At 69.7% G+C, this 24,419-nt stretch carries 24 protein-coding genes and 2 pseudogenes; 11 read left to right on the top strand and 15 right to left on the bottom strand.

Going from position 1 to position 24,419, the window contains the following annotated elements; genetic code table 11:
* Positions 1-90: 90 nt before the first annotated feature.
* Positions 91-1,968: an ABC transporter ATP-binding protein gene (locus ABZ260_RS00345; protein WP_355610751.1), complete on the top strand. Its 1,878-nt coding sequence runs from the start codon at positions 91-93 to the stop codon at positions 1,966-1,968.
* An 82-nt stretch (positions 1,969-2,050) separates the two neighbouring features.
* Here the strand turns inward: ABZ260_RS00345 and ABZ260_RS00340 are convergent, their stop codons facing one another.
* Together ABZ260_RS00340 and ABZ260_RS00335 are read right to left on the bottom strand one after the other, a co-directional pair.
* The gene (locus ABZ260_RS00340; RefSeq protein WP_355610748.1) at positions 2,051-3,517 is read right to left on the bottom strand and encodes a penicillin-binding protein 2; all 1,467 of its coding nucleotides are present in this window, start codon (positions 3,515-3,517) and stop codon (positions 2,051-2,053) included.
* Positions 3,518-3,704: 187 nt separating this feature from the next.
* Positions 3,705-4,067 carry a MerR family transcriptional regulator gene (locus ABZ260_RS00335; RefSeq protein ID WP_350912094.1) on the bottom strand — a complete coding sequence of 121 codons (363 nt, stop codon included), beginning with the start codon at positions 4,065-4,067 and terminating at the stop codon, positions 3,705-3,707.
* 101 nt (positions 4,068-4,168) lie between these two features.
* Here ABZ260_RS00335 and ABZ260_RS00330 point away from each other — a divergent pair, with 101 nt between their 5' ends.
* On the top strand, positions 4,169-5,107 hold the full coding sequence (locus ABZ260_RS00330; protein WP_355610841.1) for an aldo/keto reductase: 939 nt from the start codon (positions 4,169-4,171) through the stop codon (positions 5,105-5,107).
* A 117-nt stretch (positions 5,108-5,224) separates the two neighbouring features.
* Here the strand turns inward: ABZ260_RS00330 and ABZ260_RS00325 are convergent, their stop codons facing one another.
* Entirely contained in the window at positions 5,225-5,881 is a 657-nt protein-coding gene (locus tag ABZ260_RS00325) for a TetR family transcriptional regulator (RefSeq protein WP_355610744.1), read from the bottom strand.
* A gap of 68 nt (positions 5,882-5,949) precedes the next feature.
* Here ABZ260_RS00325 and ABZ260_RS00320 point away from each other — a divergent pair, with 68 nt between their 5' ends.
* Positions 5,950-7,251 carry a GH1 family beta-glucosidase gene (locus ABZ260_RS00320; RefSeq protein ID WP_355610838.1) on the top strand — a complete coding sequence of 434 codons (1,302 nt, stop codon included), beginning with the start codon at positions 5,950-5,952 and terminating at the stop codon, positions 7,249-7,251.
* Between the two features lie 127 nt (positions 7,252-7,378).
* Here ABZ260_RS00320 and ABZ260_RS00315 read toward each other — a convergent pair whose 3' ends face one another.
* Positions 7,379-8,191, bottom strand: coding sequence for an aldo/keto reductase (locus tag ABZ260_RS00315; protein WP_355610741.1), 813 nt, complete (start codon positions 8,189-8,191; stop codon positions 7,379-7,381).
* A gap of 356 nt (positions 8,192-8,547) precedes the next feature.
* Between ABZ260_RS00315 and erm the strand changes: the two genes are divergently transcribed.
* Positions 8,548-9,378 (top strand): ErmE/ErmH/ErmO/ErmR family 23S rRNA (adenine(2058)-N(6))-methyltransferase, encoded by an 831-nt coding sequence (erm, locus tag ABZ260_RS00310; RefSeq protein WP_355610738.1) that lies wholly within the window; start codon positions 8,548-8,550, stop codon positions 9,376-9,378.
* An 84-nt stretch (positions 9,379-9,462) separates the two neighbouring features.
* Here the strand turns inward: erm and ABZ260_RS00305 are convergent, their stop codons facing one another.
* The 3 genes from ABZ260_RS00305 to ABZ260_RS00295 all read right to left on the bottom strand — a co-directional run bounded on the left by ABZ260_RS00305 (position 9,463) and on the right by ABZ260_RS00295 (position 12,204).
* Entirely contained in the window at positions 9,463-10,086 is a 624-nt protein-coding gene (locus ABZ260_RS00305) for a hypothetical protein (protein WP_355610735.1), read from the bottom strand.
* On the bottom strand, positions 10,079-11,083 hold the full coding sequence (locus tag ABZ260_RS00300; protein ID WP_355610732.1) for a hypothetical protein: 1,005 nt from the start codon (positions 11,081-11,083) through the stop codon (positions 10,079-10,081). Before ABZ260_RS00300 ends, ABZ260_RS00305 begins: the two co-directional genes overlap by 8 nt.
* A gap of 293 nt (positions 11,084-11,376) precedes the next feature.
* Entirely contained in the window at positions 11,377-12,204 is an 828-nt protein-coding gene (locus ABZ260_RS00295) for an AraC family transcriptional regulator (RefSeq protein ID WP_355610729.1), read from the bottom strand.
* Positions 12,205-12,316: 112 nt separating this feature from the next.
* Here ABZ260_RS00295 and ABZ260_RS00290 point away from each other — a divergent pair, with 112 nt between their 5' ends.
* From ABZ260_RS00290 to ABZ260_RS00270, 5 genes are read left to right on the top strand one after another with little or no spacing between them, the layout of a single operon-like run.
* A complete protein-coding gene (locus ABZ260_RS00290) occupies positions 12,317-13,318 on the top strand; it encodes an ABC transporter substrate-binding protein (protein WP_355610726.1) in 1,002 nt (333 codons plus the stop codon).
* Positions 13,315-14,130 (top strand): siderophore-interacting protein, encoded by an 816-nt coding sequence (locus ABZ260_RS00285; protein ID WP_355610723.1) that lies wholly within the window; start codon positions 13,315-13,317, stop codon positions 14,128-14,130. Before ABZ260_RS00290 ends, ABZ260_RS00285 begins: the two co-directional genes overlap by 4 nt.
* Positions 14,120-15,109, top strand: coding sequence for an iron chelate uptake ABC transporter family permease subunit (locus ABZ260_RS00280; protein WP_355610720.1), 990 nt, complete (start codon positions 14,120-14,122; stop codon positions 15,107-15,109). The genes ABZ260_RS00285 and ABZ260_RS00280 overlap by 11 nt, the downstream gene beginning before the upstream one ends.
* Positions 15,106-16,137 carry an iron chelate uptake ABC transporter family permease subunit gene (locus ABZ260_RS00275; RefSeq protein ID WP_355610717.1) on the top strand — a complete coding sequence of 344 codons (1,032 nt, stop codon included), beginning with the start codon at positions 15,106-15,108 and terminating at the stop codon, positions 16,135-16,137. The genes ABZ260_RS00280 and ABZ260_RS00275 overlap by 4 nt, the downstream gene beginning before the upstream one ends.
* Positions 16,122-16,898, top strand: coding sequence for an ABC transporter ATP-binding protein (locus ABZ260_RS00270; RefSeq protein WP_355610714.1), 777 nt, complete (start codon positions 16,122-16,124; stop codon positions 16,896-16,898). The genes ABZ260_RS00275 and ABZ260_RS00270 overlap by 16 nt, the downstream gene beginning before the upstream one ends.
* Before the next feature lie 50 nt (positions 16,899-16,948).
* Here the strand turns inward: ABZ260_RS00270 and ABZ260_RS00265 are convergent, their stop codons facing one another.
* Both ABZ260_RS00265 and ABZ260_RS00260 read right to left on the bottom strand, forming a co-directional pair.
* The gene (locus ABZ260_RS00265; RefSeq protein WP_355610711.1) at positions 16,949-18,070 is read right to left on the bottom strand and encodes a hypothetical protein; all 1,122 of its coding nucleotides are present in this window, start codon (positions 18,068-18,070) and stop codon (positions 16,949-16,951) included.
* Complete coding sequence (locus ABZ260_RS00260; RefSeq protein WP_355610709.1) at positions 18,067-18,606, bottom strand: sigma-70 family RNA polymerase sigma factor; 540 nt, start codon at positions 18,604-18,606, stop codon at positions 18,067-18,069. Before ABZ260_RS00260 ends, ABZ260_RS00265 begins: the two co-directional genes overlap by 4 nt.
* Positions 18,607-18,903: 297 nt before the next feature.
* Here ABZ260_RS00260 and ABZ260_RS00255 point away from each other — a divergent pair.
* Positions 18,904-19,056: pseudogene (locus ABZ260_RS00255) on the top strand (DUF664 domain-containing protein); the annotation flags it as partial.
* A gap of 129 nt (positions 19,057-19,185) precedes the next feature.
* Here ABZ260_RS00255 and ABZ260_RS00250 read toward each other — a convergent pair.
* Positions 19,186-19,281, bottom strand: a pseudogene (locus tag ABZ260_RS00250) (LuxR C-terminal-related transcriptional regulator); the annotation flags it as partial.
* A gap of 75 nt (positions 19,282-19,356) precedes the next feature.
* The gene (locus ABZ260_RS00245) at positions 19,357-19,497 is read right to left on the bottom strand and encodes a hypothetical protein (protein ID WP_355610706.1); all 141 of its coding nucleotides are present in this window, start codon (positions 19,495-19,497) and stop codon (positions 19,357-19,359) included.
* Between the two features lie 68 nt (positions 19,498-19,565).
* Between ABZ260_RS00245 and ABZ260_RS00240 the strand changes: the two genes are divergently transcribed.
* Positions 19,566-19,799: a hypothetical protein gene (locus ABZ260_RS00240; protein ID WP_355610703.1), complete on the top strand. Its 234-nt coding sequence runs from the start codon at positions 19,566-19,568 to the stop codon at positions 19,797-19,799.
* Positions 19,800-20,034: 235 nt separating this feature from the next.
* On the opposite strand, the gene aztD is transcribed toward ABZ260_RS00240, so the two are convergent.
* The 4 genes from aztD to aztB form a co-directional block, all read right to left on the bottom strand.
* Entirely contained in the window at positions 20,035-21,231 is a 1,197-nt protein-coding gene (gene aztD / locus ABZ260_RS00235; RefSeq protein ID WP_355610700.1) for a zinc metallochaperone AztD, read from the bottom strand.
* Positions 21,232-21,358: 127 nt separating this feature from the next.
* The gene (gene aztC / locus ABZ260_RS00230; RefSeq protein ID WP_355610697.1) at positions 21,359-22,309 is read right to left on the bottom strand and encodes a zinc ABC transporter substrate-binding protein AztC; all 951 of its coding nucleotides are present in this window, start codon (positions 22,307-22,309) and stop codon (positions 21,359-21,361) included.
* Positions 22,306-23,520 carry a hypothetical protein gene (locus ABZ260_RS00225; protein WP_355610694.1) on the bottom strand — a complete coding sequence of 405 codons (1,215 nt, stop codon included), beginning with the start codon at positions 23,518-23,520 and terminating at the stop codon, positions 22,306-22,308. The genes aztC and ABZ260_RS00225 overlap by 4 nt, the downstream gene beginning before the upstream one ends.
* Positions 23,520-24,398 (bottom strand): zinc ABC transporter permease AztB, encoded by an 879-nt coding sequence (aztB, locus tag ABZ260_RS00220; protein WP_355610691.1) that lies wholly within the window; start codon positions 24,396-24,398, stop codon positions 23,520-23,522. The genes ABZ260_RS00225 and aztB overlap by 1 nt, the downstream gene beginning before the upstream one ends.
* Between the last annotated feature and the right edge of the window lie 21 nt (positions 24,399-24,419).

Genomic DNA, 24,419 nt, shown 5'->3' with positions numbered 1-24,419 from the left:
CGCGGACCGTGACAGTCCGCGGGCGAGGTGACGCCGACCGTAACCGGCCATCCGATGGCCATCGCCGGTGCGGCGGCTCACACTGCTCGCATGGCAGACTCTCCCACCGATCCGGCCCCCGAGCTTGGCGAGCTCAGCCTCTCCGACTGGTACGCGCACACCGACAAGATGGCGAAGGTCGGTTTCCTGACCATCGCCCGCAGGCTTCCCGCGCTGGTCTCGCAGGCCGTCAGGCTGGCGTGGCTGGCCAGTCCCCGCGACACCGCCGTCGCGATCACGCTGAACCTGTTCGGCGGGGTGTTCACCGCGTTCGGGCTGCTCGCCACGACCGGGGTGCTGTCGGCGCTGTTCGAGGCGGGCCCGACTCCCGAGCGGGTGCGGGCCGCCCTGCCGAGCCTGATCCTGGTGGGCGTGGCCGCGGCCCTGCGTACCCTCACCCAGGCGGGCGCGGGCTGGGCTCAGTCGCGGTTAGAGCCCCAGGTCGGCCGGATCGCCGAGGAGCGCCTGTACGGGCTGACCAGCCAGGTCGGCCTGGCGGCCTTCGACGACCCCGACTTCCACGACACGCTCCAGCGGGCCAGGGCTCGCGGGGTGTCCATGGCGGACGAGGTGGTGGTCACGGCCATCAACGCGCTGACCGCGATCATCGGCATCGCCGCCGCAGCGGGCGTGCTGGGGGTGCTCCACCCGGTCCTGCTGCCGCTGCTGGTGCTGGCGGTGCTGCCCGACGCCTGGGCGGCGGTCCGCTCCGCGCGCATGCGCTACACCACCATGTACGCGCTGATCCCCGCCCGCCGCCGAAAATGGATCATCGCGGAGCTGCTCGCGGAGCGCGAACCGGCCGCCGAGGTGCGCTCGTTCACCATGCGCGGCTTCCTGATGCGGATGTACGACGCGCTGGCCACCGCCGAGCAGACGGTCATGCTCGGCCTGGCCCGGCGGCAGGTGCTCGCGAAGGTCGTCGGCGAGGCACTGGGCGGGGTCGGCACCGCCGTGGTCTACGTGGCCCTGGGCGTGCTGCTCGCGATGGGCGCGGTCCCCCTGGCGGTGGCGGGCACCGCCGTGCTGGCGATCCGCTCGGGCCAGACCTACCTGGCCAACCTGATGTTCGCCACGAACCGGCTCTACGAGGAGGGGCTGTACTTCACCGACTTCCTCGACTTCTGCGCGGAGGCGGAGCGCAGGCTGCCCGCCGGGCGGCCGGCGCGGGCGCCGGAGAGCTTCGAGCGGATCATCGCCGAGGACGTCGTCTTCACCTACCCGGGTTCCACCGTCCCCGCGCTCCAGGGACTCACGATGCGTATCGACAGGGGCGAGGTGATCGCCCTCGTCGGGGAGAACGGCTCGGGCAAGACCACGCTGGCCAAACTCCTCTCCGGGCTGTACGAACCGGACGGCGGCCGGGTCAGCTGGGACGACACCGATCTGGCCGGGGTCGATCCCGACGAACTGCGCCACCGCATCGCGGTCATCGCCCAGGACCACACCCGCTGGCCGCTGACCGCCCGCTACAACATCAGCATGGGCACCGACAAGGGGGAACCCGCGCTCGTCGCGGCGGCCGAGGTCGCGGGCGCCGACCAGGTGGTCGCCGAGCTGCCGCACGGTTACAGCACACTGCTCGACCGGCGTTTCAAGGACGGCCAGGAGCTGTCCGGCGGTCAGTGGCAGCGGATCGCGGTGGCCCGCGGCTTCCACAGGGACGCCCCGCTGCTGATCTGCGACGAGCCCACCGCAGCCCTGGACGCCCGTGCCGAGCACGCCCTGTTCGAACGCATCCGGCAGCACGCCGACGGGCGCACCGTCCTGCTGATCACCCACCGGCTGGCCAGCGTCCGCTACGCCGACCGGATCTACGTCCTGGACCACGGCAAGGTCGTCGAGCACGGCACCCACGACGAGCTCATGGGCCTCGACGGCCTGTACGCCGACCTCTACGGCCTCCAGGCCAGGGCCTACTCCGCCTGACCGCCCAGAAACGCCGCCATGACGGCTTTGGCAATAACGGTTCCGGCAACAGAGACCGCCACCCGTCCTCCGAACCCACCACCTACTCCGCCTGACCACCCAGAAACGCCGCCATGACGGCTTTGGCAATGGGAGCCGCCACCCGTCCTCCGGATCCGCCGCCCTCGACCAGGACCCCCACGGCGATCCGGGGGGCGACGGCCGGGGCGAAGCCGGTGAAGAGCGCGTGGGCCCTGCCCTTGGTGGCGTTCTCCGCGGTGCCGGTCTTGCCGGCGACCTTCACCCCCCGGATGGCCGCGGCGGAACCGGTCCCCCCCTTCCCGGTGGCGGCGACCATCATCACGGTGAGCCGTTCGGCCTCCTCCGTGTCGAGCACCCGGCGGTACGCCGACGGCTCGGTCTCGTCGATCATCGTGCCGTCGGCGAGACGTACGTCCTTCACGAGGTGGGGGCGCATCAGCGAGCCGTCGTTGGCCACCGCCGCCGCGATCATCGCGATCATGAGCGGGGTGGCCCGGACGTCGAACTGGCCAAGCGCCGACATCGCGGTCTGCGCGTCGTCCAGCACGGGAGGGTAGACGCTCCTGGCCACCGGCATGGGGACCTCCAGATCGTCCGTGTCGAACCCGAACGCCTCGGCCTGCTCGCGCAGCGCGTCCTGGCCGAGGTCGACCCCGATCTTCGCGAAGGGGGTGTTGCACGAGAGCTTGAACGCCTGGAGCAGCGGCGGGTTTCCGTTGCCGCAGGTATCGCCGCCGAAGTTGCGCAGGTAGGTGCTGGTGCCGGGGAGGCGCAGGGATGCCGGGGCGCTGACGTGGGTGCCGAGGCCGTACCGCCCGGAGTGCAGCGCCGCCGCGCCGGTGACGACCTTGAAGGTGGATCCCGGCGGGTAGTTCCGCTGGATCGCCCGGTTCAGCAGCGGGTTCGCGGGGTCACCCCGCAGCCGCTTGTCCACCCTGTCCAGCCTGGCCGCGTCGAAGCTCGCGTACAGGTTGGGATCGTACGAGGGCAGCGAGACCATGGCCAGGATCGCGCCGGTGCGGGGGTTGATCGCGACAACGGCGCCGGGCTTTCCGGTGGCGCGCAGCCCCTCGTAGGCGGCCCGCTGGGCGCCGCGATCGACGGTGAGCCGGAGCGTGGCGCCGCCGCGGGTGCCCCCGACCAGCCCGCGTACCCTCACCCGGGGGTCGCCTCCCGAGAGCAGGGCCTCCTCCGCCTGCTCGATGCCCGCGCCGCCGTGGAGCGAGAAGTGCCCGGTGATCGCCGCGTAGAGCGGGCCATCGGGATAGAACCGCTGATACCGGTAGGTGGCGCTCCTGGCCTTCCGGCTGGTCGCGATGACCGTGCCGTCGTGGAGCAGGATCTGCCCCCTGGGGCTGTGAAAACGAGCGATCATCGTCCGCTGGTTGCGCGGGTCCTCGTTGAGCCGCTCGGAGTCCAGCCCCTGGAGGTAGGTCACGTTGGCGAGGAGGGCGAACAGCATCCCGCCGCACATCAGGGCGACGTGCCGCAGCGGAATGTTGATCCGGCGTGCGCGCGGTGCGACCATGACCCCTCCCCGATACCGGTTTAACAGCCGGACCGAAAAGGGCACCTCGACCAGCGGCAAAGCCGCCGTACGGGTTCTAGCCGACCATAAGCCGCGATGGTCCACGGCCGTGGCCTCCACCCGGGCCGATCGCCCGTGGTGTCGGATCGGCGACGGCCGCCGATCGGCAACGATGCGGCAAGCGGGGCTAGTCGACCACCGAGTGGTAGAAAGCGATCTTGTTCCGGATCGCCACCTGCCGCTCGCGCAGGTTGTCGACCTGCTCCTGCACCCGCCGGTCGTGGGCTTCGAGCAGCGCGATCCGCTCGCGCACCGTGTGGTCGCCCGCCCTGGTCATCTCGGCGAAGCGGAGCATCTCCGCGATCGGCATCCCGGTGTCGCGCAGGCAGCGGATCATGCCGAGCCAGCCGACGTCCTTCTCGGTGAACCTGCGCTGTCCGGCCGCGTTGCGGTCGATCGACTCAAGCAGCCCGATCCGCTCGTAGTAGCGGAGCGTGTCGAGGCTGAAGCCGGTCTCCTCCACCACCTGTCCCGGTGTGTACACACTCACCTGGGCAGCATGCCACCTGGAGCCCACTCCAGGTCAAGCCCAAAAATTTCTGGATGAACCCGCTTGACCTGGAGCCCACTCCAGCATTCAAGGTCGTCCCCATGACGCACATCCCCCTCGCCCTGGGCACCATTCCCTTCGGCACCCTCCTCGACGACGAGACCGCCTTCGCGATCCTCGACCGGTTCACCGAGGCCGGTGGCACCCTGCTGGACACTTCGAACAACTACGCGTTCTGGAAGGAGGGTGCCACCGGCGACGAGAGCGAGCTGGCCCTCGGCCGCTGGCTGGCCGCCCGGGGCAACCGCGACCGGGTGGTGCTGAGCACCAAGTGCGGCGCCCGGCCGACCGTCCCCGGTGACCGGACCCTGGACTCCGCCGAGGGCCTGTCCGCCAAGGCGATCGCCGCCGCCGCCGAGGGCAGCCTGCGGCGGCTGGGCACCGACCACGTCGACGTGTACTGGGCCCACATCGAGGACCGCTCCACACCCCTGGAGGAGACCCTGGGCGCCTTCGCCGAGCTGGTCGGAGCGGGCAAGGTCCGTGAGATCGGCGCGAGCAACGTGCGGGCCTGGAGTCTGGAGCGCGCCCGCGCCACCTCTCGGGCCACCGGCCGGCCGCTCTACACACATGTGCAGCTCCGCCACACCTACCTGCACCCCCGGTACGGGACGCGGCTGCCCGATTCAGGTCACGTCCTGGTCGAGGACGACATGCTCGACTACCTGCGCTCGGAGCCCGGTCTGACCCTGTGGGCGTACAACACGCTCATGGCCGGCTCCTACACCCGCGCGGACCGGCCGATGCAGGACGCCTACGACCACCCGGGCACCACGCGTGGGCTCGCCGCGCTACGGGAGATCGCGGACGAGCTGGGCGCGACGGTCAACCAGGTGGTGCTGGCCTGGCTGACCGGCGGTGACGTCACGACGGTCCCGCTCGTCGGGGTGAGCTCGGTGGCCCAGCTGGAGGAGGTCCTGGGCGCCCTGGACCTCAAGCTCGACGGCGAGCACCGCGCCCGCCTGGACGCCGCCCGCTGAAGGACCCCGGGATCCCGCCCCAGGTCACGGAGAGCTGCCCGCGACCACGCCGTACCCTGCCGTGAAGGCCGGGTACGGCGCGCAGGAACGCCTGCCGACGCGAGCGGGTGCCCGGGGTCATTCCTGCGGCAGGTGCGCCGACAGGTAGCGGCGGACCAGGTGCTTGCACTCGGCGATCAGCTCGGGGTCCCCGTCCGGCAGGGAGCGGAAGGCGAGCTTGAGCACCGCGTCGGCGGCCTCGACCGCGACGAAGAGCGCCCGATCCAGCTCGGGGCCGATCGGGGCGCCGAGCAGCTCGACGGTGATCGTACGGAGCCGGTCGGCCACGATGACGTTGTTCTCCAGTGCGGCGTCGAGCATCCGGTTGGTCCCCTTGACCACGGGCCCGCCGGGTGCGGCGAGCACCTCCCCGAAGTCGACGACGGCGAATCCCGGCGTGGCCCGCTTCATCGCGACGAACTCGTCGATCGCGAGGTCGACCATCTCCGTCCAGTTGGAGAGCCGCACCTCCGCGAGCCTGGCCGTGATCCGGCCGAGGAACGCCTCCAGGTTGCGCAGCGCCAGCGCCCGTACCAGCCCCTGCTTGTCGGGGAAGAACTGGTAGAAGGTACCGATCGGCACCCCCGCGCGGCGCGCGACCTCCTTGGTGGTCAGCGCCTCGTAGCCGACCTCGTCCAGCAGCCGCGCGCACTCGTCCAGCATGCGCTCGACCCGTTCCAGGCTGCGGCGCTGGGCAGGGCGGCGGCGAAGCGTTCCCCCGGAGACGTTCGTCATCCCCCTATCATCCCCCACGAGCAGACCCGGGGGTTAACATGAGCCAGACTCATGCATTGGAGGCCGGAATGTTCCTGTGGGGTACGGCGACCGCGTCCTACCAGATCGAGGGCGCCGTCGCCGAGGACGGGCGGGGCGCCTCGATCTGGGATACCTTCACCCACGAGCCCGGCCGCGTCCGCAGCGGCGACACCGGTGACGTGGCCTGCGACCATTACCACCGCTGGGATGAGGACGTCGAGCTGATGTCCGGCCTCGGCGTGAACTCCTACCGCTTCTCCATCGCCTGGCCGCGCGTCCAGCCGGCCGGCAAGGGTGCGATCAACCAGGCCGGCCTGGACTTCTACGACCGGCTGACCGACGCGCTCCGCGAGCGGGACATCGTCCCGGCGGCCACGCTGTTCCACTGGGACCTGCCCCAGCCCCTGGAGGACGAGGGCGGCTGGCTGAACCGCGACACCGCCTACCGCTTCGCCGAGTACGCCGCGGCGGTCGCCGACCGGCTCGCCGACCGGATCCCGATGTGGATCACCCTGAACGAGCCCTTCGTCCACATGGTCTTCGGCTACGCGCTGGGCGCCCACGCCCCCGGCAGGACCCTGCTCCTGGACGCGCTCCCCGCCGCCCACCACCAGCTGCTCGGGCACGGCCTGGCCGTGCGGGAGCTGCGGGCGCGCGGCGCGGAGCAGGTCCTGATCACCAACAACTGCACCCCGGTCTGGCCCGCCTCCGCCGACCCCGCCGACCTGGCCGCCGCCGACGCCTACGACACCCTGCACAACCGCCTGTTCAACGACCCGGTGCTGCTCGGTTCCTATCCCGACCTGTCGGCGTACGGGGTGAGCCTGGACTGTGTCCGGGACGGCGACCTGGATCTGATCGGCGCGCCCCTCGACGGCATCGGTATCAACTACTACAACCCCACCCGGATCGCCGCGCCCACCGATGCGGGCCTCCCCTTCTCCGACGTGGGCGTCACCGGCTACCCCACCACCGCCTTCGGCTGGCCCGTCGTCCCCGACGGCCTGCGCGAGCTGCTGGTCGGCCTCCGGGCCCGGTACGGCGACGCCCTCCCGCCGGTCTACATCACCGAGAACGGCTGCTCCCAGCCCGACGAGCCGGCCCCTGACGGGACGGTCGACGACCAGGCCAGGATCGACTTCCTCGACGGCCACATCGGGGCCGTCGAGCGGGCGCGGGCGGAGGGGGTGGACGTGCGCGGCTACTACGTCTGGTCCCTGCTGGACAACTTCGAGTGGGCCGAGGGCTACAGCCAGCGCTTCGGACTCGTCCACGTCGACTTCCCCACCGGGAGGCGCACCCCCAAGGCCTCCTACGCGTGGCTGCGCCGGCGGATCTCACAGAGCTGACGTCACGTCTTTCCCGCCCGGCGCCGCGTGCTCGGACGCCCGCGTACACCGGGAGCCGGCATCGCGTCCCCGACGCCGTGTCCGTGCCGTGGCGGTGCGGCTCACCGCCACGGCACGGACACCGCACTCAGCGGTTGAAAGCGTCCGGGTCGGGGCCGATGCGGGTCCCGGTGTCCAGCTTGGCGATCTCGACGATGTCCTCGTCCGTGAGGGCGAAGTCGAAGACGTCGAGGTTCTCCCTGATCCGCGACGGCGTCACCGACTTGGGGATGACGACGTTGCCCAGGTCGAGGTGCCAGCGCAGGACCACCTGGGCCGGGGTCTTGCCGTACTTCTCGGCGATGTCGACGATCACCGGATCGACGAGCACCGCCCCCTGCGCCAGCGGGCTCCACGCCTCGGTGACGATGCCGTGCCTGGCGTGGAACTCGCGCAACTCGACCTGCTGCAGTGCCGGGTGGAGCTCGACCTGGTTGACCGCCGGGACGATGTCGCACTCCTCGATGAGGCGGAGCAGGTGGGCGGACTGAAAGTTGGACACCCCGATGGCGCGGACCCGGTCCTCGGTGTACAGCTTCTCCAGCGCCCTCCAGGTCTCGACGTACAGGTCCCTGGCCGGGGTGGGCCAGTGGATGAGATAGAGGTCGAGCTGCTCCAGGCCCAGCCGCTCCATGCTCGCGTCGAAGGCGGCGAGGGCGGCGTCGTAGCCGTGGTCGCTGTTCCACAGCTTGGTGGTGACGAAGACCTCGTCACGCGGCAGGCCGGAGGCGGCCAGCGCCTCGCCCACCTCCCGCTCGTTGCCGTACAGCTTCGCGGTGTCGATGCTCCGGTATCCCGCCTCCAGCGCGGCGCTCACCACCTGGGCGGTCTCCGACGGCGGCACCTGGTACACGCCGAAGCCGAGCCGGGGCATGGAGACCCCGTTGTTCAAAGTGATCATCAGTGGTTCTCTCCTTGAGCGGTCGCGAACAACCTGGTGGCCGTCACGAACACAGATCTCCGCATTATCGGCAAACGCCGGTTATCTGAGCACGCCGCCACGGCGAACACCAGAACAGATCCCCTCCGACGGAGCGGAAAATCCGTTGCGAGCCGGCGAGAGGGGCCCGTAGCGTCCAGAGCCATGTGCATGTACTTCGCCAACCTTCTGGTCGGCTACGTGATCCGTCCTCGCGGCAGCCGGGCTCTGGCCCGCTAGGGACGCGTCGACCTCCACTCCGTTCCGCACGCGTCCCCTATGCGCGCCCAGGGCCTTTCCGAGACCTTTTTCACCTCGGACCCGAAAGGGCGACGGCTGTGGCGCACTCCTTCGCGCACGGAAACCATTCGCACACCCAGAGAAAGGTAAGGAACGGCGGCGGTCGCGATGACCGCGACCGGGCCAGACGCACCCTCTCGCAGAACTTCCTCGTCGATCCGCGCGCCGTCCGGCAGATGGCCGCCGCGGCCGGATCGCACGGGCTGGTCCTGGAGCCGGGCGCGGGCGAGGGTGCTCTCACCCTCTCCCTCGCCGAGAGCTGCGCGAGGGTCGTGGCGTACGAGATCGACCCGCGACATGCGGGCAGGCTCGCCGCCCGCACCCGCGGCGACGACAGAATCGAGGTGATCAGGGGTGACTTCCTGACCGCGCGGGCCCCGCGCGAACCGTTCGCGGTCGCCGGGAACATCCCGTACTCGATCACCTCCAGGATCGTCGACTGGTGCCTGCGCGCCCCCGCGCTCACCTCGGCGACCCTGCTCACCCAGCTGGAGTACGCGCGCAAGCGGTCCGGCGACTTCGGCCGCTGGAGCAGGCTGACCGTGCTGACCTGGCCGGGTCACTCCTGGGAGCTGGCCGGCCGCGTCGGCCGGATGAGCTTCCGGCCGGTGCCCGCCGTCGACTCGGCGATCCTGCGGATCGAGCCGCGCGGTGTCCGGCTGCTGCCCGCGGAGCGGGACGCGGCCTGGCGCGAGTTCGTCGAGTACGGCTTCACCGGTCTTGGCGGTTCGCTGCACGCCTCGCTGCGGATGCGGTACGCGGCCCACCGGGTCGACGCCGCGTTCGCGGAGGCGCGAGTGGACCGCGACACGGTGGTGGCGTTCGTCCACCCCGACCGGTGGCTGACCCTCTTCGAGTTGCTCTGCTGACACTCCCGCACACCGCCCGGGTCCGGCCGACCTCATCGGCCGGCCCCGGGTCCCCTTCCGTTCGGGCCATCCGGTGCCGCCCCGTCACAGAGCATGGGCAAGAGGCCGCAACAGGGCCAGGACCCTGTCCGCCGGGTACGACTCACGACGGCTCGTCGACAGCTCACCGTCCAGCGGGCCCAGCACCAGGTTGTGCACTCCGGGACGATGCTCTCCCAGCACAACGGTGGCGGTGCGGCCACGATGCCCGCTGCGGTGGTACTGCCCGGCCGCCAGGCGATAGACCCGTCCCTCCGGGACCTCTTCCAGCCGTTCGCGGACGGAGGTGACGAAGCGCTCGGTGAACCGGGCCTCGTCCACACCGTCCGAACTGTCCACCTGGTACAGGCGATGACCCCGGCGGGCGGCGTCGTCACGAATCTCGAATATCTCGTTGAACACCGTGCCGGACAGCACATAGCTGCACAGGTCCCAGCTGTGCGCGTGGACGACGGGATACACCTCCTCCCCCTCGCCTTCCCACAGGTGCAGGCAGAGTCCGGTCAACCCGTCCCGACGCAGGGGCAGGCACACGAACTCCAGGGGGTGCCGGACCGCCTTGATGGAACGGCGTCCCGAACACAGTTCGGTGATGGTATCCCGCGCCCACCGCCGCAGGCTCACCGTGTCGCCGTCACGCAGAGCTCGTACCGGGTCGACCTCACACATACGGATTGTCGGCGTCGATGGCGTGCCTGACGACCTCTGCGACGTCCGAATCGGAGTAGGCATCTGGAAGCTGCATCTCCAGCTGGGTGAACAGTTCTCGTGCTTCCTCCACCGTAGGCGTATCGCTCAGCATCGGGGCGCGACGCAACGGCACGGCCCGCGCCTGGTTGAAACTCTCGTCCAGTTCATTGCGCCAGTAGTCGTAGTAGAAGCGACCTTCTTTGATCAGCATGGCGGGAAAGCGGGGGCCCCGCTCGGTGATGACCACGCACGCCTGCGTCATGTCCCAGCGGAAGATGGTCATGGTGGACGAGAGTCCCACAGCGATCTTGAGGCGCGGGTATCTCTGCTGCCACCAGCACGCCGCGAAGATCGTGGCGTACAACTCCACCTGCGTCTGCTTGGCCGTCCAGGATCTCTCGTCCTCGTTCGGGTCGTCGACCATGCGCCGGAAATAGTTCGCGTATCGCGCGCACAGCTCATAATTCATCGGATCGAGGATCTCCAGCCGGATACTCAACTCCCGGCGGTTATGCCGCGCCCGCCGTACACATTCGGGAATCACCACCGCCCGTACGAAGGTCGCCGTGCCCCCCTTGAAAATCCATTCCTTGGCCTCGCTCCTGGCCTCGGCCAGGACCCGGGAGATCTCGCTTCCGGTCAGGACCCTGACCTTGGCCGCCTCGTCCAGCGCGATCCTGGCATCGGAGATCACGTCATCGACGGCGTTGATCCGCTCAAGCTGATCGGGCAACTGCTCCAAGGCGGCCCCGGCGGCCAGCAGTGCCTTGCGAGTATCCGGCTCGGACTCCCTTCCCCAACGCTCACGCAGCAACGCGAGCGAGAGCGCCGCGAGCGTGACCAGGATGGCGCTGTTGACATGCGCGACCGATGCCACACCGGTGAGCCCGAGCACACCCGCCACAACCGCGATCACCAGCGCGATCAGCGCTTCGGCATTGGCACCGAACCAGGCCAGCAGAACTTTTCCGCGCACGCCACCGCCCTCACCTGACCAGCCGGCTGATTCACCCAAGTTAACGGGGAAACGGAACGGATGGATCTACTTCTCCGACAGGAGATTTGATTTCTTCCGCGAAAACGACGTTCTACCTGCCCGAGAGAACGAGAGACCCGTCGGGATCGAATTTATCCATCGGCGATATCCCGGTTTGGTGCGTAGTCAAATGAGGAGCGGACACCGGACGCCCCGGGGTGCCGGCCATCACGGATCCAGGCACGACGCCGCGCACCTCGTCGAGCAGGGCGCCGGCACCGCCATCCGGACCGTCAGGCCGAATCGGCCTCGCGCAACGCGTAGCGGCCGGGCGTGCATCCGTACTCCCTGGCGAAGGCCGTGATGAAGGCCGAGGGGGTCGCGTATCCGACACGGCGGGCCACCTCGGCCACCGGCCGGCTCTCCAGCAGCACCCGCGAGGCACGCAGGCGCAGCTTGGTGCGCCACTGCGAGTAGGGCATGCCGAACTCGCGCACGAAGTCGCGTTGCAGCGTCTTGACGCTGACGTGCAACCGCTCGGCCCACTCCTCAAGGAGGACGGGGTCGCCCGGGTCGTGTGACAGCGCGCGGGCGACGGTCATCGCGAATCCGGTACCGGTGGCGTGGTGGCCGACGAAGTCACGGGTCGACGCGCCGAGTCCGGCCATGATGCGCTCGCGGGCGACGAGTGCCGCCTGCTCGTCGTACCCCGGGCGGGCGATCGCCTGGACGAGCCGGGCCGCCTCGTCGTCGATGGACACCGCGCCGGCGCGCAGCCCGCCGAGCACCTCGGGCACCTGGCGCAGGCAGACCCGGTACACGGTCTGCCGGTCCGCCGCCCGCACCTCGTGGCTCACCGCGCGGTGCGCCCAGAACGCCTCCCGCGCGCCCACGAACTGCGCGTCGGCACCGTACCGGGTGGAGAGCACGCCGTCGGGCGACCAGTAGAGCTGGTGCAGGAAGTCCTGCCTGCTCTGGCCGAATTCGAGCACGGCCGCCGAACGGTACTTGAGCACCAGGATGCCGGTGAGCGTGCCCAGGCCGTAGCCGTACTCCTCGCACCAGAGCGGATCGGTCCCGAAGTGGCCGGCACCGGTCGCAGAGTGACTTCCCAGCGACATCGGATGGCCTCCCGTCGATATCAGAAAGGTTTTGGTAAGGCTAACCTAAGTAGCGCCTGACCATGAGGTCGGGCCACTCTCCCGCTCTGAAACACCCCGAAGGAACACACCCATGTCCTCCCGACAGCCCCGGCGCCTTGCCGGCGCTCTGGCCCTCACCCTCGCCCTGGTCGCCGGCTGCGGTTCCACCGATTCCGGCGAGGGGCCCGCCGCCGCGGCGCCCGAGACCCGCGTCTTCGCCGCCGACAACGGCGAGATCACCATCCCCGCCGACCCCAAGCGCGTCGTCGCGACCGGGTACGCGGTGCCGGCGCTCATCGAGGCCAACACCCCCCTGGTCGGCATCTCCGGCTGGAGACGTGGTCTGGCGATGATGACCGAGGAGGACCTGGCGACGTACAACGGCCTCGAAAAGGTCGCCGGAGAGACGGCCGCCGAGACCAACTACGAGGCCGTCGCCAAGGCCAAGCCCGACCTGATCGTCATCGGCGTCCCGAAGCCGGCCCTCGCCGATCTCGACATGAAGCGGCTGGAGTCCATCGCCCCGGTCGTCGTCCTCGGCCCGACCGTCCCCTCCGCCTGGCGCGAGCTGTCGCGACGCCAGTCCGACGCCGCGGGCCGTCTCGGCGACTTCGAGACCGCCAAGGCGGCGTACGAGAAGAGGGCCGCCGAGCTCGCCGAGAAGTACCGGGGCGCTCTGGACGGCGTGAAGTTCGGCCACGTCGGCGCCTACGGCGACATCGCCAAGGGAACGTTCCATCGCGAGTTCGCCGGGTCGTGGGGCACCAACATCGCCTCCGACATCGGCGTGACCTACTACGGCGAGGTCAAGGAGAAGGGCGGCAACGCGCTCGACGTCAGCGAGCACCCCTCGATCGAGGAGCTGCCGGAGAGCCTCGCCGAGGCCGACGCCGTCACGTACACGCTGGAGAGCGACGGTTCGGTGAGCGAGCCGGTGCGCTACGTCCTCGACTCCAAGCTCTGGAAGAACCTGCCCGCGGTCAAGGCCGGCAACGTCTTCCCGCTGCGCTACACCGAGGCGGCGACGTACCGCTCGGCGCTCAAGGCGCTGGACTCCATCGACGAGGCGCTCGCGCCGCTGCTCAGCCGATGAGCATCGACCGCCTCGACCCGCGGGGCCGGGTCGCCTCCCACCACCGGTCCGGGACCGGCACCGCGCGTATCGGCTACCCGATCGGGGTCCGCACCGTCTCGGTGCTCGCGCGTGAGTACGTGACCCCGCGCCTGCTCCGGCTGACCGTCGGCGGCCCCGGGCTCGAAGGGTTCCACACCTACCAGGCCGACGACCACGTCAAGATCGTCTTCCCGGACCCGGACGGCACCCGCCGCGCCCCGGTCGCCAACGACCACCTGGAGCTCGACTGGCCGAGGCCGATACCCACGACGCGCAAGTACACGGTGCGGCGGTACGACGCCGAGGCCGGCGAGCTCGACCTGGACTTCGTGCTCCACCAGGGCGGGGTCGCGTCGGCGTGGGCGGTCGCCGCCGAGGTGGGCGACGAGCTCACGATCGCCGGTCCGCCGGGGGCCAAGGCGTTCCCCCACAACTACGGCCACTACGTCTTCGCGGTCGACGCCACCGCGCTGCCCGCGGTCGCGCGCTGGCTGGAGGAGTCCCCGGCCGACGTCTCGGCCCAGGTGGTGATCGAGACCGACGCCGCCGCCGAGCACGCCTACCCGCTCGCGGCGCGCGAAGGGGTGCAGGTCGTCTGGCTGGTCCGCGAGGGCACCCGCTCCTCACTCGCGGAGACGGTGCGCTCCCTGCCCCTGCCCGAGGAGCGGACCTTCCTGTTCGCGGCCGGGGAGGCGGGCGACATCAAGCCGCTGCGCTCGTGGAGCGCGGGACGGCTCGACTCGCTGTTCACCGGATACTGGAAGCGCGGAGTTGCCGGGCTTGAGGACTGATCTACCGGCGCGGGCCGCGATCCTCCTCGCGGCCCTCGCGCTGCTCGTTGTGGTGGCGGTGGCCGGCGTGAGTGTCGGAACGCGCGCGATCGCACCGGCCGAGATCTGGCGTGCCTTCGCCGACTACGCCGGCAGTGACGATCATCTGATCGTCCGCGATGTCCGGGTGCCGCGCACGATCCTCGGGATCCTCGTCGGCGCCGCCCTCGGCGCCTCGGGCACGCTGATCCAGACGCTGACCCGCAACCCGCTGGCCGAACCCGGCATCCTCGGGGTGACCGCCGGCGCCGGTTTCGCCATCAACCTGGGCGGCGCGCTCGGCCTCGCGGGGTCACAGTTCGCGCAGCTGATGCTCGCGTTCGCCGGCTCCGTGCTCGCGGTGCTCCTGGTCTACTCCGTCGGCCGGACCTCCCCGCTCCGGCTCGTGCTGGCCGGCGTCGCCCTCAGCTCGGTACTCGCGGGCCTCTCGCTCGGCATGCGCCTGATGCTTCCCGACGTCTTCGACCGGTTCCGCTTCTGGTCCGTCGGGGCGCTGGCCGGCCGCGAGCAGATGTCGCACACCATCCCGCTGCTGGCGATCGGCATCGCCCTGGTCTGTGCCATGGCGATGGCCAGGCCGCTGAACGCCATGGTCCTGGGCGACCAGGTCGCCCACACGCTCGGCGGTCACACCGCACGGACCAAGCTCGGCGTCCTCGTACTCGTCACCCTGCTCGCCGGCGCCGCCACGGCCGTGGCCGGACCGATCACCTTCGTGGGGCTCATGATTCCGCACCTGGCCCGACGGCTGGCCGCCGGCTCGATTCCGTGGCTGATGGCCTACACGATGGTGCTCGGCCCGATCCTGCTGCTGGTCTCCGACATCGGATCGCGCGTGCTGCTGCCGACGGGCGAGATCCCGGTGGCCGTCGTCACCGCCTTCCTCGGCGGCCCGGTGCTCATCTGGGTCGTCCGGCGCTACGGGGCGGCGTCGCTGTGAACGCCGTCGTGCTGCGCGCGGGCTCCCGCTCGGTCAGGATCGAACGCCGGACGATCCTGATGTCGCTCGTGCTCACCGGCGTCGCGCTGGCCCTGGCCTTCCTCGGCCTCAGCCACGGCCCCTCCTGGGCCGCGCCCTCGGAGGTGTTCGCGGCGCTCGCCGGTCATGGGGACTCGGCCCTGGTGATCCGGGAGTGGCGGCTGCCCCGGGTGGCCGCCGCGCTCGTCTTCGGCGCCGCCCTGGGGCTGGCCGGGGCGATCTTCCAGAACCTCACCCGCAACCCGCTCGGCAGCCCGGACGTCATCGGCCTGGACGCGGGCGCCTACACCGGCGCACTGGCCGCGCTCACACTGCTGAGCGGGACCTCCGCGCAGCTCGCCGTGAGTTCGGTGGCGGGCGGCCTGCTGACCGCGGCGGCCATCTACCTGCTGTCGCTGGACGCGGGGCTCAGCGGCCTGCGGCTGGTCGTCATCGGGATCGCGATGAACGCCATCCTGACCGCGGTCAACTCCTGGATCGTGCTCCGTGCCGACCTCGATGTCGCGATCGCCGCGACCGGGTGGAGCGCGGGTTCGCTGAACGGCGTCGACTGGGACAAGGTACGCCTGCCGTTCCTGGTCATCGGCATGCTCGCGCTGCTGCTCGTCACGCTGTCGCAGGCGATGCACCAGGCCGCGCTCGGCGACGAGCTCGCCGTCACCTCGGGCGTGGGCCTGGGCCGCCTCCGGCTGCTGATCGTGCTGGTCGGCGTCGGCTGCACCGCCACCGTGACGGCGGTCGCCGGGCCGATCGTGTTCATCGCGCTCGCCGCCCCCCAGATCGGCCGCCGCCTCGCCGGCGAGGCCGGGGTGCCCCTGGTGCCCGCGGCGCTGACCGGCGCGGTGCTGCTACTGGCCGCCGATCTCATCGCGCAACTGCTGCTGGCGCCGGTCGCGCTGCCGGTCGGTGTCGTGACGACCGCGATCGGCGGGTGCTATCTCATCTGGCTGCTCTTCAAGGAAGTGAGGCGACCGTGGCAGCGCGCCTGACCGCCCAGGACATCACCCTCGGCTACGGCGAGCGGGTGGTGTCGGCGCACGTGAACCTCGACGTGCCCGACGGCGCGTTCACCGCCATCGTCGGCGCCAACGCCTGTGGGAAGTCGACGCTGCTGCGTTCCTTCGTCCGGCTGCTCAGGCCCTCGGCCGGTACGGTCGGCTTCGACGGCCGCGACGTGAACGGCTACCGGCCCAAGGCCATCGCCAGGCAGATCGGCTTCCTGCCCCAGGGCCTGGTCGCCCCGGAGAACATCGTGGTGCGGCGGCTCGTCGCCCGGGGTCGCTACCCGCACCAGTCGATGCTGTCCACCTGGTCGGCCGAGGACGAGCGGGCCGTGCAGGAGGCCATGGCCGCGGCCGGCGTCGCGGAACTGGCCGAGCGGGGCGTCGAGGAGCTGTCCGGAGGCCAGCGCCAGCGCGTCTGGGTCGCGATGGTGCTGGCCCAGGAGACTCCCTACCTGCTGCTCGACGAGCCCACCACGTTCCTCGACATCACCCACCAGTACCAGCTGCTCAAGCTGTTCGCGCGGCTGCGCGACGAGGGGCGCACGGTCATCGCGGTACTGCACGACATCAACCAGGCCTGCCGGTTCGCCGACCATCTGGTGGCGATGAAGGCCGGCCGCGTCGTCGCGGAGGGAGCCCCCGCCGACATCGTCGACGCCGCGCTCATCAAGGAGGTCTTCGACCTGCCGAGCATCGTCGTGCCCGACCCGGTGACCGGCACCCCGATGGTGGTGCCGGCCGCCTGACCTTCACCCGCCAGGCGGCCCGAACACGGAAACCGCGCGTCACCATGCCCCTACCAGGTGGTTTCCAGCCTTACGTCCTGCCCTTGCGGCAGTTCGGGCGTCTTGATCCGGGTCACCCGCTGACCGTCCAGCCGGGCAGGAGCCCCACCTCGGACGATACCGAGCAGCACCCGCCCCGACGCGTCGAACGCCACCGGTTTGAACCACTCCTGGGGAACCCACGCGCGCACTCGCCTACCGGTGGTCACTGAGAATTCGACCAGGGAGGGAGCCTCCACATTTCTCCCCCCTTCCTGGGTGACGAAGCTCGATCCGCCCGGCCTGGCGGCGAAGAAGGTCGTGTCGCCGTCGACCGGCTTGGCGGACAGCAGGTCGCGGCCCGCGACGGAGGTGTCGAGCAGCATCGCCTCCTGGCCGAACGGCCGATCGTGGCCCTGCCAGGAGAACACCAGTGTGCGGGCGCCTCCCACCCAGGCCATCCGGTAGATGAAGCCGGATTTGGCCGTACGCCAGCGACGCACCTCGCCGGTCACGACATCCGCTACTCGCACCTCGCGTATCCGGTCGGTCCCCGGCTTGCTGACGCTGTACGCCAGCTTTCGCCCGTCCGGTGAGGCAGCCAGCACATCAAGCGTCTCGGTTCGCAGATCGGCGGGGAGCGACAGCGCGACCCGCTCACCGATCTCGCCGTCCGATGTCAGGGTGATCCGGTAGAACCGCAGCGGGGCGCCCTCCCGCTCTCTCCCGGCCACGAAGAAGGTACGGCCGTCACCGAGTCCGGCGACCTGGCTGTGGTCAAGCGCGGGCAACCACGCCGTACGTTCACCGGTCCTGCTGTCGTAGACGCCCAGCGGGCCTCGGGTCGAGCTGGTGTGCGTCGCGTTCTTGGTCTTGACCGTGGAGGAGGTCACCACGGCCGCGACATAAAACGGCGGCGCGGGGGCTATCGCGGGCGCGAGCACCGGCGGTCGTCCGCTCCCCCCGCCCCGTACGGTCACCCCGATTCCGGCCATTACGGCAACGGTCGCCACCGCGACCGCGATCGGCAACGTCCACCTCCCCCACAGGAGGCGGCGCGGTCCGGGGAGAGGCGGGGGTGGACCATCGTCCTGCACGGTCCGTGCCCTGGCGGCCATCGCGTCGCGCAGCCGGTCCTCGATGATCCTGCTCATGCGTTGCCTCCCAGCTCGCGGTGGAGTCTTGCCAGTGCCCTGGCGGTCGTGGACCGGACGGTGCTCGCCCTGACGCGCATGGTCCGGGCCGTCTCCGACTCGGACAGGTCCAGGTAGTAGCGGAGCACCAGAGTCTCTCGCTGCCGCTTCGGCAGCCTGCCCAGCGCGTCCAGCACCTCCCGGCGCGACTCCCCGAGCAGCACGTCCGTCTCCGACGAGTCGAGTGCCTCCTTGCCCCTCTCCGTCCAGCGCGACTCCACCATCCGTCGTCTGAGCACCGATCTGGAGCCGTTGAGCACACATGTTCTGACGTAGGCGAGCGTGAGGGTCTCAGGGCGGCGGCCGTGCAACCGGGCGAACACGTCCTGAACGATGTCCTCGGCTGTCTCCCGATCGCCGACGAGGAGTACCGCGAGCCGTATCAGGTCGAGCCTGTGGCTGCGGTAGAGGGCCGTCAGCAGAGCCTCAGCCGGGACCGCGGGCAGACCCCGCGCCGGGGACGCCCATTTCGCCAGCCGCGATATCTCAGCGTTCATACTCTAGGAACGCTTGCCCTCCCCGATCCGCTGCTTCCCGGGACCGCTCAGTTCGTCGTTCGTCACCCCCTCGATCCCGCGCCCCAGAGATGCCTACCCCGAGGTCTTCAGCGACTTCCTGATCATTGAACTCTTACGGCTATCGGCGAGGGGTGATCCGTCTGGTTTCACCCTGCGATGGTGTAGCCTGATCCGCCACATGGCACACGTGGAGCGCGTCTGGTTCCGCCACGTGCTGAACGACGAGGACGTCCCCCTCTCTACAAGACCGACGACCCCGACGCCGACTTCAACGACGTGGACACCGCCTCCGCCGAGGAGGCCTTCGCCACCTGGCGGGCCGAGATCGAGCACGCCCGCAAGCTCTCGGCCGAGGTATCGCTGGACGCCATCGGAAAGCGGAAACGCCACGGAGAGGACTGCTCCCACCGCTGGATCCTGGCCCACATGATCGAGGAGTACGCCCGGCACAACAGCCACGCCGACCTGCTGCGCGAGCGAATCGACGGCGTCACCGGCGAGCAGGGCGGCGCCCCTGCCGCTTCAGGCGTAGGCCGACTCGTAGGCGTAGACGATGGCCTAGGCGCGGTCGCGCAGACCGAGTTTGGCCAGCAGCCGGGCGACGTGCGTCTTGACGGTGTGCTCGGTGACGACCAGTTCTCCGGCGATCCCGGCGGTCGGTCGACTACACCTGGCTACGGCACGTCGGCCCCGGAGACCACCGCCCACCGCCGACATGCCCCTAGACGATCATCCGCTCAGGCGGCGACCGGCGCTCACCAGGCCCCTCCTCCACAGACGCTGGACCAGGTCCCACAGGTCCGCCCAGCGCCGCTCCTCCGCCGGCTTCGCCGCCGTGTCCTGCCAACAACGCCGACCGGTTTCGGCCATGTGCACCTCCTGGCTTCGTGCGGTTGCCGGCCGAGGACGCCACGCTGGTGTTCGGCAATGCTGAGCCGATGACGCGACGTGAGGCCATCGCCGCCGGGGTGCGGGCGTTCTTCTCCACCATCGGCGGCCTACGGCACCGGTTCGCCGACCACCTGGTGGCGATGAAGGCCGGCCGCGTCGTCGCGGAGGGAGCCCCCGCCGACATCGTTGACGCCAAGCTCATCTCGGAGGTCTTCGACCTGCCCTGCGTCATCGTCCCCGGCCCGGTCACCGGCACCCCCATGGTGATGCCGACCACCTGAGCCATCTCGCGGCCGCGGGGCCGGAGACCGGTCCCGTGGCCGCCGTGAACGCGCTGCCTGTCCCCACCGGGAGCCCTGCCACGGATGTGACCGGGCTCCCGCCTGGAGTCAGGGGCACCGAGCCGCAGTGCCATCGAGGCATGGCCGGAGCCATCGGCCCGGTAGCCGCCCATGGCACTCGGACTCCACCTCAACTGCACGTCCAGGGTGCCGGGGTCACCATTGACCGGCCGGATCAGTGCATGACCCCGCTGAGTTCGTTCGGAGATTCCGGTAGCGTTCCCGTCCTCAGCCTCTCTCCCGACTCGATGTCGATCGAGTGCAGTTCCTTCCTGGCCGGATCGGTCACATAGGCCGTCCGGTCACGCACGAAGATCGTCGGGCGGGGCTGCTGCCATTCCATCGGCTCCTCCCACCGGTCGATGACCTTGATGGTTTTCGTGACCTCGCCCTTCTCCGGGTCGATAACGTGGATCTGCCCGTCGGTGCCCAGCACGAGTGCCTCACCGTGTGGTCCGCGGGCAAGAGAACGGAACGTGTAGCTCGTGCCGAGGTTCACCAGCTTCAATTCACCGGATTCGGTGTCGATGAGCGAGATCTGCTCGGGACGTTCCAGCTCGGCGTCGGGATCCTTCTTGTAGTCGCCGAGGACGACCGTCGAGTGCTCGGAGCCCGCCTGATTGCCGATTCGCCCGTATTCATCCGGACTGTCGATCTTGCTGATCTTGCTGTCCTTGTAGAGCAGGACCCCGTCCTCGCAGCCGATCACGACGATCTCGCCCCGCGCGGTGGCTTCGCCGTGCACGCCGGGGCACTTCTCGCTACGAGCGATCTCCTTGCGGTCCTTGTCGAGGACCGCGATTCCCAGCCGTTTCTCCTCGGTGCCGAGCGTGATGACGAGTTCACCGTTCTCAAGCTCGATCGCGACACCGTGATGGGGAGCGGCCGTCTTGTAGACCTCACCCCTGGGCAGGCCGTTGCCGAGTTCCTTCGGATCGAAGATGGTGACCTCCCCGGTTCCATCGGAGAAGAGCACCGTCTTGTCGGCGTGCCGTACCACGTGACCGGGTTTCGCCCCTTTGAACTCCTCCTCCTTCAGCTGGGAGGAGGAGGCGTCGAGCACACGGAATCCGGTCGAGGTGGAGACCAGCACATGACGGTCGTCACCGGCCGGGTTGACCCGGTTGAAACCGGCCAGCGGGATGTCCTTGGAGATAGTGAGGGTCTCCCCGTCGAGGACGTAGAGACCGCCGTCGTAGGTCGTGACGAGCGGAGCCGTGACCGGCGCCGGAGCACTCGGCGACGCCTTCTCCCGGGCTGCCTTCTCCTGGGGCGCCGCGGACTGTTGCGATCCGCAGCCGCTCAGGACGAGTCCCGCGGCGAGCAGTGCGGGAAGTGCCGCCGTTCTTTTGGTTCGCGACCAGGAATTCACAGGTTGGTTACCTTCCTATCTTGGTGAACAGAAATCGTTCGACGAACAGGGCTTCACTCCTGGACATGGAGTTGCTCCGGAAAGCGACGTCGCGGCCATTGCCGCTGACGTGCTGAAGGGATCCGCCTCACCTTTTGCCGAGGCCGTCCACTATCGCCGCGGTGTTGGAGCGCATCATCTCCACATACGTGGAAGCGCCCCCTTCCTTGCTCAGGGACTCCGAGAAGAGCTCGATGACCCGGACGTCCAGACCGGCTTCCGAGGCCAGGACCTGTGCGAGGCGATCGGGCTGTGCGGAGTCGGCGAAAACCGCCGTCACCTTGGCCCTGCGGATCGCGTCCGCGAGCGATTTCAGATCCGCGGCACTCGGGGAGGCGAGTGTCGTACCACTCGGAATCACGGCACCGATGACCTCGAAGTCATACCGCTCCGCGAAGTAGCCGAAGACATGGTGGTTGGTCACCAGACTGCGCCGGTCAGGCGGAATGACCTCGAACCGTTTTCCCATCCAGGCGTCGAGCTCTTCGAGTTTTCCGCGATACGCGACTGCGTTCGCCCGGATCGCCGCGGCGTCGACACCGTCGACTTCTTCGATGACTCGTTCGGCGATCAGGTCGACGGCCCTGGAGACCCGGCGCGGGTCCGTCCAGAAGTGCGGGTCGGGCTGCCCTGCCGTGTCGTCGGCGGTGTAGCGGATCGGATCGACTCCGTCTCCCACGGCGAGGGTGGGCACCCCGGCGTCCCGCGCCGCCTGAACGTTGCGCAGAACCCCCTCCTCAAGGCCGAGGCCGTTGTACACGATGAGCGCGGCATCCTCGATCTGGGCCGCCTGCCGAGCCGAGATTCCGAAGGAGTGGGGATCGGAGTCCGTTTTCATCAGCACGGTCACGCCGGTCTCGCCGCCGACGACGTTGCGGGTGATGTCTCCGAGGATGTTCGTGGTGACGACCACCCCGGAACGCCGGCCGCCGGTGTCCGCACACCCCGTCAGCGAGACGAGCGCTCCGAAGACGACGGCCGCGAGGGCGACGGCGGCACGCCGCGGCGCACCCTGGCACCATGGAGTCACCTCGGTCACCGCCCCGTCTCCACCATGTACGCGGGGGTGAAGTCGAGCTTGAACGTGCGGGCGCGCCTCAGGTCGTCGTTGTAGTCGATCTCGTAGACCGCTTTCGCGGCCGGGTCGTTGATATAGGCACGGCTGGTGTCGACCTGGACGGTCGGGGAGATCACATCGCCGGATTCGGGCAGGGGCCGGGCGAGCAACCTGGTCCTGGCGGTCTCCTTGCCGGATCTGGGATCGAACGCACGCAGCGTGCCGTCCGCCGTCAGGGAGAGGACGGGTGCTCTGTCGCCGACGGCGTTCACAGCCACCGTGGGCCCGGTTTCCACGAGTTCCCACCTTCTGGCGGAGACGTCGAGCACCCAGACGCCCCTGTCTCCGGCTTTCGCGGCCAGTGTCGTGCTTCCGGGGCGATGGCTGAACTCCCGGGCACGGTCATCCCCGGACGTCTTCTCGGGGTAGCCGATCTTCTCCCCGCTGAACTCGCCGCCGTCCTCGATGACCAGCAGAGCGCCGTCGGCGCATCCGAAGACGACACCGCGACGTGTCACGGCCTCTCCCCGTGGTTCCGGGCAGGGTTCGTCGATCCTGGTGACCGGTCTGCCGCTCCTGGTCCGCACTTCCACGGTGCCGGCTGCCGGCATGAGCAGGTGCTCCCGGTAGGGGACGACGGTGCCACGGTGCTCGCCCGCGTCGGCCATGGCGATCTCGGTGATCTCGCCCTTCTCGAGCTTGGCGCGATCAAGGAGGTTCACCGCACCGTTGTCGAAGGACACAGCCGTGACGGCCACATCGCTGTTGACCCCATCCGGGCGCCCCCCTTCGACCGAGCCGACGTTGCGCGTCCCGGCCCGGTAGTAGTGGGAGTGGTCACCGTGGTCGACGGTCCAGGCGCCACCGTCGATGACGTGCATCGTCTTGCCCTTGGTGGTGAGGTAGGCGAAGCGGCCGTCCCCGCTGATGCCGTCGACGCCTTCGGCGACGCCCACCTCGAAGACCTCCTCGGTGATCAGGTCGAGGACGTGCACCGCCCCGGTGTCGCCGTCGGCCACGACGAGACGGGGCTGCGGCTCGGCGGTCTCCTCCGCTCCTGCGACGTAGCCGTGCGGAGTCGCCTGTTGTCTCCCCGGCGTGGCCTTGCTCTCGCCGTCCGAGGTGCACCCGGCCAGCAGGGTCCCCGCGCAGACGGTCACGGCGAGCGCCGTGAAGGGCTGCCTGCTCCGCATCACGACGAGTACTCGACGTTCTTGTGGGCGCCGCCGACGGTGACGGGCGGGCCGGAGCGTGGCAGGCGGTGCCGCAGGAGGGCGGCCAGCGCCGACAGGAAGAACAACGACACGGCCACCGCGGCGATCGTCGCGCCCGCCGCCGTGCCCAGGTGCCACGAGATGGTCAGGCCGGCCGCTGTCGAGCCGATGCCGAGCAGTGCGGCACCGAGCATGATCATCGGTATCCGCCGCGCCCACAGGACCGTCGCCGCCGGTGGAGCGATGAGGAGGCCGAAGACGAGGAGGGTGCCGACGACGTGGAACGAGGCGACGACGGCGAGTGTGACGAGCCCCAGCAGGAGGGCGTGGGCCAGCCGTGGTCGCAGCCCCAGGGTGTGCGCTTTGCGCGAGTCGAAGGACAGTGCGACAAAGAGCCGGTAGCCGAGCGCCGAGACGGCGACGGCGATGAGCAGCGCAACGACGAGACGGAGCAGGTCCTCCCGGCGAACCGCGAGAACGTCACCGAAGAGGAAGCCCGTCAGGTCAACCGCGAAGGACTGGGAGTGCGAGACGATGATCACTCCCAGGGAGAGCATGCCCGCGAAGAGCAGGCCGATGCTCGTGTCCTGTGACAACCGGGACGACCTGCCGAGCACTGCCACGCCGAGCACCATCGCACCCGCGCTGAGCGCGGCTCCGAGAAGAAGATCACCGCCTGCCAGCGAGGCGAGCGCCACTCCCGGAAGCATCCCGTGAGACATGGCGTCGCCCAGGAAGGCCATGCCGCGCAGGACCACCCACGTTCCGGCCAGAGCGCAAATGAGGGAGACGAGGATCCCACCCCAGAGTGCCTGCCGTACGAAGGACACCTCAAAGGGATCTAACAACCATTCCATGACGAACACCATATAATGAAA

Origin of the sequence: Streptosporangium sp. NPDC006013 (genome assembly GCF_040614275.1) — a bacterium.
In the GTDB taxonomy this organism is placed as follows: Bacteria; Actinomycetota; Actinomycetes; order Streptosporangiales; family Streptosporangiaceae; genus Streptosporangium.
The sequence above is the reverse complement of the archived record's forward strand: the minus strand, read 5'-3'. Positions and strand labels throughout refer to the sequence as shown.